Here is a 9,594-nt window from a genome sequence, read left to right on the forward strand (position 1 = left end):
TCCAAGGGCATGGGGACCCAGCGCCCGACCCACCGACCAGCGTAAGAAACGCCTGGCTTCCACCTGCTCACCGCGAGCCGAACCCCGTAGCGGCCGGTAGGTTCCTGGGCAAAATAAAGGAGGAGGCCGCCAGGCCGGGGGACACTACGCCAGGGGCCTACCGGCCGCTACGGGGCCCTCACGCTCGCGACAGCCCCAAGCGGAGACAGACACCACCAGATCCAAACGGCCCTTGACTGCATAGCCACGCGCGTATGGCCGTGCGCGATCTGCGACGGCCCTTGAAACAACACGCTCCCCTTCCATCGAAGAGACGCACTTTTTCAGCCTGTGCTCACCGCGCTGACAGGCTGCAGCGTGCCCCGATACGCAGCGATCAGGCCGATCATCGGTGCGGCAATCTCCACGTCGAACACGAAGTGACCCGCGCGCTCGGTCTCAAACGTGTGCCCGCACGGCAGCAGCGCCTTCGGCAACGGGACACCCAGGCATGACCAGCGGCGTGTCACCAAGTACAGGCGATCGTCTTCCACCACCAGCGCGAGCGCAACCTCCACGATGCCGAAGCGTTCGACCAGCAGCTGCTCGTTCCTGCCCTGCCCGCGCCACTGCAACGACGAAAACCTGCGCCCGGCGAAATCGCGGGTCCAGCGCTCGCCACCCCGCTCGGGGGCGAATGCCACGCTGACCGGCACCGCCGCCGCGGCCGGCGGGAAGCCGAACACGGCACCGACGATCCGCGCCAACAGCCCCTTGCCGCGACGCACCTCGCCCACGCCTTGCCAGCGCCTGCCCTCGCTGCTGTCATGCAGCGCCTGCACCTGTGGCGGCAGAGCGTCGAAGGCGCTGCCAAGCAGCTGCCGATACAGGCTGGCACCGGGCGTCTCGCTCCGGAACCCGGTATGGATCGAACGCCCTTTGAACAAACGCTGGTAATCGGACAACGCCAACGCGTGCGTGGCCGGGCGCGCACCGTCGGCCGGCCGCTCCCCAACCAGCAGCTTGCGCACCACCGCCTCGATCGCCATCGACGGGATGTAGGGGCCATCGTCGCCCTCGGCCAGCAGGTGCCAGCTCTGTTCAACCTCGACACCGTTGGCGATCCCGCGTGCGCGGACGTACATCCCGCCGCGATGCTCACCGAACTTCATCAGGTTGAGCACGCTGTAGAACACCCGCGACAGCGGCACCAGCGAGGGCAGGTGCAGCCGCGCCCGTGCCTTGGCCAGCAGGTTGAGTACCCGGTGCAGCACCTCCGGCACCGGGCCGGCGCCCATCCAGATATCGGTCATCGTCGGGTGTTCGGGTGGCAGCACCTGCAGGTCCGGCACATCGACCAGCGAGAAATGCAGATTGCGCAACGGCAGCCTGCCCGGCACCGCGACGGTGAAGCGCCGGCTTTCGGCCAACCCGATGCCATGGCCCGGCCGACCGTTGCGCTGCAGTTTCACCGGCGCACCGGCGTAGCCGACCACCGCGCGCATTACGTTGAGCCCGATACCGGCATACGGCGACGGCGCGATGCCACCGTCCACGCTGACGATGTCCATGTGCCTGGCCATCTCGCGCAGCACCGCGGCGGTCAGCACCGGGAAGCTGCTGACCCCGGACAACACATACACGCCGGCCGCCCTGGCCGCCGCATCGAACTGCGCCACGCCGAACACGAAATCGGCCGCATCGGCGAAATCCAGATAGGAAATGCGTGCGGCGATGCAGGCTTCGATCACGCGGTAGGGATGCGCGCCGTAATCCTGGAATGGACCGGAGGCGTCCACCAGCAGGTCCGGTCGTTCGGCCTGCAGCACCGGCTCGATGCGTTGCCGGTCGACCTTGAGCGGCCGCACCTGCGGCGCGCCCACGTAATCGGCGCAGAACGCGGTCGCTGCCTCCAGGTTGCGCCCGCAGATCAGCAGCTCCAGACCGGGCAGGTCCGACAGCAGCCGCGCCAGCCGGCCGCCGAACACGCCGTAGCCCCCCAGGATCAGTATTTTCACGATGGAAACATCCTTGCTTCAGTCGATTGAACGGTCTGGATACGACGAAGGGCACCCTCGGTGCCCTTCGTTGGAGTCCGCTGCGGCGTCAGCGGACGCTGCGCAGGTGGTTCTTTTTACGCGGTCCACTGGGTGGGCGCTTGTTGAACGGCGGTTGTCCGCGCCAGTAGCGGATCAGCAGCCAACCGAACAACATGCCCCCCAGGTGCGCGAAGTGGGCCACGCCCGGCTGCCAACCGGTGGCACCGAGCACCAGTTCCATCACGCCGAACACAATCACGAAGGTGCGCGCCTTCATCGGGATCGGCGGGAACAGCAGCATCACGCGCTGGTTCGGGAACAGCATGCCGTAGGCCAGCAGCAGCCCGAACACGCCACCGGACGCGCCGAGCACGGTGACCGGGTCAGCCATCATTGCCCCGACCAGCAACTGGCACACGCCTGCACCGGCCACGCACACCAGGTAATAGGTCAGGAAGCGCCTCTCGCCCCAGGTCTGCTCCAGCGCCGCACCGAACATGAACAGTGCAAGCATGTTGAAGAACAGATGGCCGAAACTGCCGTGCAGGAAACCGTAGGTGAGCAGCTGCCACGGCTGGAAGTTGCCGCCCGGTGAGAACGGATCGAAACCGCCGCGCAGCGGTTGCAGCATGAACGGCTCGAAGGTGCCGTTGCCGAGCAGGAAAGGCTGCTGCAGCAGGAACAGCACGATGTTGGCGATCAACAGTGCCTTGGTGACAGTGGGCAGTCGCGGAAACATGAGGGCATCCTTTGGAACTGCGCCCATCATAGCCGCAGCACCCTGCCCCGGGACCGCCCCGGCGCGACGCATTCAACCGCGAGGGTGCCGCGTTTCCAGCCTCAGCCGGGCCCCCACAGCGCCGCATCCAGATCATCGCCGCCGCTGCGCGGCATGTGTTTGACCCGCCCGCGCTCGATCGCCACGCCTTCGGCACGCAGCCGCTGGCTCTGCTCTCTCCAGCCGTGCGAGCCTTCCGGCATGGCGATACGTCCGTCCGAGCGCAGCACGCGGTGCCAGGGCAGGTCCGGGTCTTCGTTCATGCCGAGCACGCGCGCGGTCAGCCGCGCCCGGCCCGGCAAGCCGGCCTTGGCAGCGACCTGGCCATAGCCCATCACCTGGCCACGCGGAATCGCCCGTATCACCGCGAGGATGCGTTCGCGCGCCTGCGCGGCCGCGTCTTCGGGGGCCGCCGCGGCCGGCGTCATGCGCGGGCGCGGCTGACCAGCAGCACGCCGACCAGCACCAGCGCCGTCCCCAGGATCTGCCAGGGGCCCATGGGTTCGTCGAGCAGCCATAGACTCATCACAATGGTGGATACCGGCCCGAGCATACCCACCTGCGCGGCCAGCGACGAGCCGATCCGCTTCACCGCCAACATGATCGCCATCACCGGCAGCACCGTGCACAGCGTGGCGTTGATCAGCGACAGCCAGTACACCGGCACCGGCGCCTGACCCAGCGCCACCAGCGGGTGCAGCAGCGCGAAATGCAGCACGCACAGCACGCAGGCCACGCAGCTGGCATACGCGGTGAGGCGGATCGCACCGATCCGTGCCACCACCTGGCCACTGCCGAACAGATACAGCGCGTAGCTCAGCGCACTGGCAAACACCAGCGCACTGCCCAGCAGGATGCGTCCGCCTTCCAACTGCAGGTCGTGGCCGAACGCCAGCAGCACGCCGAGGTAGCTCAGCCCAAGGGCGATCAGCTGCCAGCGGCCGGGGCGTTTTTTCAGCAGGACCAGGCTGATCAGCAGGACCAGGGTGGGATTCAGGTACAGGATCAGCCGTTCCAAAGTCACGCTGATGTATTGCAGGCCCTGGAAGTCCAGCAGGCTGGACAGGTAATAGCCGGTGAAGCCCAGCCACAGCACGCGGCCACGATCGGGCCATGACAGTGCGGTGGCACGGCGCGCCGACCACACCGCCAACAGCGCGAACAACGGGAACGCCATCAGCATGCGCAGCGCCAGCAGCGTGGTTGCATCCACGCCATGCCGGTAGGCCAGCTTCACGATCACCGCCTTGCCGGATGCAGCAACGGCACCGACGGCGGCCAGCGCGATGCCACCGGCGGCGATGCGGCTGGAGGATGTCGGGAGCGAGGAAACAGTGGGCGGCATCGGGACAGCGGCCGCGCGGCGCGGCTGGAGGACAAGGGGGGGCTTGGATTGTCGCACGCCTGCGGCAGCGGGCCGGTCCACCCGGCGCGCCTGCCGCAGCGGGCCCGCCGCCCGCCGCGGTAGAGCCGGGCCATGCCCGGCTGCGCTTGGCAGGGGGTGTCCGCGCGCACGAAGGTGGGGCGTTGCCGAACGTACCACCGGATCATTGGTGCGATTGCCACGCATGGCGTGGCACTACCTGGATTGTTGGTGATTGCCGCCCGCTGATGCGCGTTCAGCGCATCAATACGACCTCTTCGGCGGAGGTCGGATGGATCGCCACGGTGTCGTCGAACTGCGCTTTGGTCACGCCCATCTTCACCGCCAGCGCGAAACCCTGCAGGATCTCGTCGGCCGACTCGCCCAGCAGGTGCACGCCGACCACGCGTTCGTCCTCGCCCACGCAGACCAGCTTGAACAGGCTGCGCTGGGTGCCATCGGACAGCGCCTGCAGCATCGGGCGGAAGTTGCTGCGGTACACGCGGACATCCCCGTGCTTCTCGTGCGCCTCTTCCTCGCTCAGACCCACCGCACCCAGCGCCGGGTGCGAGAACACCACGCTGGCAACATTCTCATAGTCCATTTTCGCCTGCGGCTGGCCACCGAACAGGCGGTCCATCAATTTGCGCGCAGCGGCGATCGCCACAGGCGTCAGGCCGACCTTGCCGGCGATGTCGCCCACCGCATGCACGCTGGGCACCGCCGTGGTCTGCCACTCGTCGACCTCCACCTCACCCTTGTCGCCGATCACGATGCCCAGTGCTTCCAGCCCCAACCCGGCACTGTTGCCGCGTCGGCCGGTGGCGAAAAACAGCTGATCGAACACCGCTTCGTGCGGGCCGTCGTGGCCATAGGCAGCAACCGCATCGCCGTCGCGGCGCAGCTCACGCAGGCGGTAATCGAAGTGCACCTGTACGCCCTGGTGGCGCAGGTTCTCGGCCAGCTGCGCGGTCAACTCGGCGTCGAAGCGCTCCAGCAACCGCGACCCGCGCACCAGCAGCGTGACCTTGCTGCCCAGTGCCTGCAGCAGCCCGGCCAGCTCGACGGCGATGTAGCCACCCCCGACGATCGCCACGCGCTCGGGCGCGCTGCACAGGTTGAAGAAATCATCGGAGACCGCACCCAACTCCGCGCCGGGAATATCCGGACGCTGCGGATGTGCGCCGGTGGCGATCAGCACGTGCGCGGCACTGATGCGCACCCCGTCGCTGCATTCCACCGTGTGCGCATCGACCAGGTGGCCGCGACGCGGTACCCGCACCACGTTGTTTTCGTTCAGGCGCTTGAGGTAACTGGCGTGGATGTTGGCGATGTAGGCCTGGCGATGCACCACCAGTTCCTTCCAGTCCAGCGCCGGCCGTACCGGGACGTCGAAGCCCATCGATGCGGCCATGCCGATCCTTCCCGCCAGGTCGGCGGCCAGCCACATCGCCTTCTTCGGCACGCAGCCAACGTTGACGCAGGTGCCCCCCAGCTCGCCCGGCTCCAGCATCGCCACGCGCTGGCCGTGCTGCGCGGCGCGGAACGCGGCGGCCAGTCCGCCAGAGCCACCGCCCAGCACGATCAGGTCATAGTCGTAGTGCTTGCTCATTGGAATCGCTCAACTTGGTAAGGGGCAGGATCCCGCGTCGGCGCGGCGCGGCGGATCCCATCAGGCCGCCGTTGTCCCATGCCAACGCGCATGCGGATGACGAGGATGCCATGTCCGGCCGCGAGCCAGACGTGAGGATGTGCAGGCACGCGGTCGAGCATTGGCAGGTCATCGACTGCTGCGCTCAGCGCTGCGCAGTCGTCGCCCGGCGCAGCGGTGGCCACTGCAGATAGGTCATCGCCCGCCACCCCCATTCCAGCGGACCGAAGCGGAACTGTCGCAGCCACAGATGGCTGAGCATCACCTGCAGGGCGAACACCCCCAGCGCGAACGGCACCTGCCACGCACGCGGCAGCTGTTCGAACGCACCCAGGCCATAGCCGTAGAACACCCACGTGCACAGCAGCGACTGCAGGATGTACTGGGTCAACGCCATCCGACCGACGGGGGCCAGCCAGCGCAACGCGGCACGTGCGCGCACGATCCAGGCCAGGTAGCCCAGACACATCAGCAGCGAGGCCACCGAGCCCATCGCGAAGGCCGCGCCACTGGCCGGCGTGAACGTGCCCGGTGCGAGGTAAGGCTGCCAGACCGCGCTCACCAGCATCACCACCAGACCGACCGGCAGCGCGCCCCAGCGCAACGCGCGGTACAGGCGTTCGAAGCGCTCGGGCGTGGCCAGCGCACCACTGCGCGCGAACCAGCTGCCAATCAGGAACATGCCCAGCACTTCCGGCCCGACCACCACGATCGCACTGAGCTGGGCGCCGAAGTCACGCAGACGCTGCAGCACCGCCTGCGCGTAGCTGCCGTGGCCGTAGGCCTGGCGTTGCAGTTCGATGGTCTGCTGCGCGCTGTCAATGGCGGCACGCGCCTGCGCACTGCCCGGGTCCACCTGCGCCTGCTGCCCCATCATCGCGCCGAGCAGCAGCATCAACGCTGCCGCGCCCAGATAGGTCAGCACGCCCATGGCCGGCAGCCAGCGCGTGGGGGCCTCGCGACAGGCCAGCAGTGCCACGGCGACCAGCGCGTAGATCACCAGGATGTCGCCGGACCAGACCAGCAGCGCATGGCACAGGCCTATCAGCAGCAGGCCCGCAGTGCGCCGCAGGTAAAACGGGGCGAACGCGCGCCCGGCCGCATCGGCGCGCTGGGCCATGATCGCAAAGCCGGCGCCGAACAACAGCGAGAACAACGTGAAGAATTTGCCCTGCACCAGCACGTAAATGGCCGCGTCGACCCCGTAATCCAACCCGTGCCACTGCGGATCGATGCCGGTGAAGGCCAGATCCAGCGGTCCGCTGAAGGCCTCCATGTTCATCAGCAGGATGCCCAGCAGGGCGAACCCGCGCAGGATGTCCAGCACCGCGATGCGCTCGCCGACGGCGACCGGCTGCAGGGGAAGGGAAGCGGCGTTCACAGGCAATCCGTGGATCTGGGCAGTCATTATGCCGTCGCGCCACGCGCGCGGGTCGCCCTGTCGCAGATACGCAACGGCCCGCCGAAGCGGGCCGTTGCATCACCTTCGATACCGGCCATCAATGCCGGTCGCAGTGGTTACTGCTTAGTGCTGGTGGCCGCCATCGCCATGCACGTGGCCGTGCTCGAGTTCTTCGGCCGCGGCGGCGCGCACGTCGACGATCTCGACCGAGAAATACAGGTCCTTGCCGGCCATCGGGTGGTTCAGGTCGACGTCGACCACGCTCATGCCGACCTTCTCCACGGTGACCGCGCGCGGGCCGAAGTTGGTCTGCAGCACGACCTGCTGGCCCGGAATCAGCTTGGTGGTGCCGAAATGCTTCTTCGGCACGCGCTGGGTCAGGCCTTCGCGGCGCTCGCCATAGGCGTCGGTGGCCTTGACGTCCACCTCGAAGGTGGCGCCGGCTTCCTTGTCCATCATGGCCGCTTCCAGGCCCGGGATGATGTTGCCGTGGCCGATCAGGATCGCCAGCGGATCACGGTCCTTGGAGCTTTCGATCGGCTCCTGGCCCTGCTCGGCAACGGTGTAGTGGAAACGGACGACGCTGTCTTTTTCGATCTTCATGCGCAACTCTGGCTGGTCGCTGCCGATGGCAGACGGGTGGGGCGGGTTGTTCCCCGCCGGATACGCCGCCATCATGACGGCCTTCTGAGGCCGCGCATTATCCGGTACATCATGCAGCTGACGCCAGTTTTGCCCGTCCTCCGCTTCGCCCCCCGCCTCGCCGCGCTGGCCGCCGTCGTGCTGTTGAGTGCCTGTGGCGGCGGCAAGACCACCCGCCCGAGCGCCCCGCCCGCCTCCACCCAGGTCTGGCCCACCGTGGTCCCCAACGACCCGCAGGCGGCCAACGCGGTGCTGATGCGCGCGATCGGACTGGTCGGCACACCCTACCGTTACGGCGGCAACACCCCCGAATCCGGCTTCGACTGCAGCGGGCTGGTGGCCTATGTCTACCGCGAGATGCTCGACCTGAAGCTGCCCCGCACCTCGCGCGACCTGGCCGCGGTGCAGGGTCCGAAGATCGATCCCCAGCGGCTGGCGCCGGGCGATCTGGTCTTCTTCGGCAGCCGCGGCAGCGTGTCCCATGTCGGCATTTACGTCGGCGAAGGTCGCTTCGTGCACGCCCCCAGCACCGGCGGAACGGTCCGACTGGACTCCCTCGGCGGGCCGTACTGGAAAGACCACTACACCGGCGCGAAACGCGTCCTGCACTAAGCTGAACAGGGGTAAGGGTCAAATTTGTGATGCAGATCACACGTTTGTAAACGAAACTTTAACGAAATTTGTACCTAATCACTGCGCTTACACGGCATCATCACCCATCGTTTTTATTCAGTGACCGCCGCGTGACGACAGCCGACCTGATCACCCAAGGCCACACCGCCGCTTCCCGGCGCAGCATCCGCCCCGTTTTCCTTGCCATTGCGCTCTGCCTTGCCAGCCTCCCGGCCTGGGCACAGACCGCACCGGCCACCGCTGTAGACGCCGCTCCGGCTGGCGCCAGCACGCCCGAATCTTCCGCGATGGCAAAGCCCAAGGCTGATGCCCCCGCCCGCAGCAAGGCCGACGCCGCTGCCAGTGCCACCCTCGCCGCCCTGCTTCCACACTTGGCGGCCAACGACACCATTCCCCTGATGGACCGCTCGGCGATGTTCGCCGGCGACCTCAGCCGCCTGCTCGCCAATTACGACGCCAGCAGCGGTGCCAACGGCGCCGTGGTCGGCGGCGCGGCCGACAACGGCAAGGTGCAGTCGCTGCTGCGCCGCGCGATGACCCTGCTGGGCACCCCGTATCGCTGGGGCGGCACCTCGCCGGACAGCGGCTTCGACTGCAGCGGCCTGGTCGGCTACGTGTTCCGCACCGCCCTGGGCATCGAGCTGCCGCGCGTCTCGCGCGAGATGGCGCACGACGGGGAAGCCGAGCTGATCAACGACCGCAACGCACTGGCTGCCGGCGACCTGGTGTTCTTCGGCCGCAAGGGCCGGGTCGACCATGTCGGCATCTACGTCGGCGAAGGTCGCTTCCTGCACGCCCCCAGCACCGGCAAGGACGTCCGCGTGGACAGCCTGATGACCGGCTACTGGAGTGCCAAGTTCATGCAGGCCCGCCGCGTCGACCTCTGAGGCCAGAACTGCCGGATCCTGAAAAAGCCGCTGCCCTGCAGCGGTTTTTTTTTGCTTCTTCCCCCAGCACGGCGGCACCCGTGTGCCCGGAGTAGTCCGGGGGGCGGTGTTGAATCTGGTGCTCTCTCCGCTCGGGGTTGTCGCGAGCGGAAGGGCCCCGTCGCAGCCGGTAGGCCCCTGGCGCAAATGTCCCCCGGCCTGGCGGCCTCCTCCTTTATTT

At 67.6% G+C, this 9,594-nt stretch carries 9 protein-coding genes; 2 read left to right on the top strand and 7 right to left on the bottom strand.

All coding sequences use genetic code 11. From position 1 onward, the window contains the following. Positions 1 to 323: 323 nt before the first annotated feature. From AC1DR7_RS19095 to AC1DR7_RS19125, 7 genes are all read right to left on the bottom strand, one after another. Positions 324 to 1,997, bottom strand: coding sequence for a saccharopine dehydrogenase family protein (locus AC1DR7_RS19095; protein WP_457319089.1), 1,674 nt, complete (start codon positions 1,995 to 1,997; stop codon positions 324 to 326). 88 nt (positions 1,998 to 2,085) lie between these two features. Continuing rightward, positions 2,086 to 2,757 (bottom strand): rhomboid family intramembrane serine protease, encoded by a 672-nt coding sequence (locus AC1DR7_RS19100; protein ID WP_478052102.1) that lies wholly within the window; start codon positions 2,755 to 2,757, stop codon positions 2,086 to 2,088. A gap of 101 nt (positions 2,758 to 2,858) precedes the next feature. Next, complete coding sequence (locus AC1DR7_RS19105; RefSeq protein ID WP_256774593.1) at positions 2,859 to 3,224, bottom strand: MGMT family protein; 366 nt, start codon at positions 3,222 to 3,224, stop codon at positions 2,859 to 2,861. Beyond that, the gene (locus AC1DR7_RS19110) at positions 3,221 to 4,141 is read right to left on the bottom strand and encodes a DMT family transporter (RefSeq protein ID WP_457319091.1); all 921 of its coding nucleotides are present in this window, start codon (positions 4,139 to 4,141) and stop codon (positions 3,221 to 3,223) included. The genes AC1DR7_RS19105 and AC1DR7_RS19110 overlap by 4 nt, the downstream gene beginning before the upstream one ends. A gap of 274 nt (positions 4,142 to 4,415) precedes the next feature. Further along, positions 4,416 to 5,771, bottom strand: coding sequence for a glutathione-disulfide reductase (gene gorA / locus AC1DR7_RS19115; protein WP_457319092.1), 1,356 nt, complete (start codon positions 5,769 to 5,771; stop codon positions 4,416 to 4,418). Between the two features lie 184 nt (positions 5,772 to 5,955). Next, positions 5,956 to 7,218: a DUF418 domain-containing protein gene (locus tag AC1DR7_RS19120; protein WP_457319093.1), complete on the bottom strand. Its 1,263-nt coding sequence runs from the start codon at positions 7,216 to 7,218 to the stop codon at positions 5,956 to 5,958. 117 nt (positions 7,219 to 7,335) lie between these two features. After that, complete coding sequence (locus tag AC1DR7_RS19125) at positions 7,336 to 7,815, bottom strand: FKBP-type peptidyl-prolyl cis-trans isomerase (protein ID WP_457319094.1); 480 nt, start codon at positions 7,813 to 7,815, stop codon at positions 7,336 to 7,338. A gap of 111 nt (positions 7,816 to 7,926) precedes the next feature. Here AC1DR7_RS19125 and AC1DR7_RS19130 point away from each other — a divergent pair, with 111 nt between their 5' ends. After that, positions 7,927 to 8,466 carry a C40 family peptidase gene (locus AC1DR7_RS19130; RefSeq protein ID WP_256774588.1) on the top strand — a complete coding sequence of 180 codons (540 nt, stop codon included), beginning with the start codon at positions 7,927 to 7,929 and terminating at the stop codon, positions 8,464 to 8,466. A 131-nt stretch (positions 8,467 to 8,597) separates the two neighbouring features. Continuing rightward, on the top strand, positions 8,598 to 9,374 hold the full coding sequence (locus tag AC1DR7_RS19135) for a C40 family peptidase (protein WP_478051958.1): 777 nt from the start codon (positions 8,598 to 8,600) through the stop codon (positions 9,372 to 9,374). Positions 9,375 to 9,594 lie beyond the last annotated feature (220 nt).

The organism is Stenotrophomonas sp. P5_A9 (assembly GCF_056400525.1).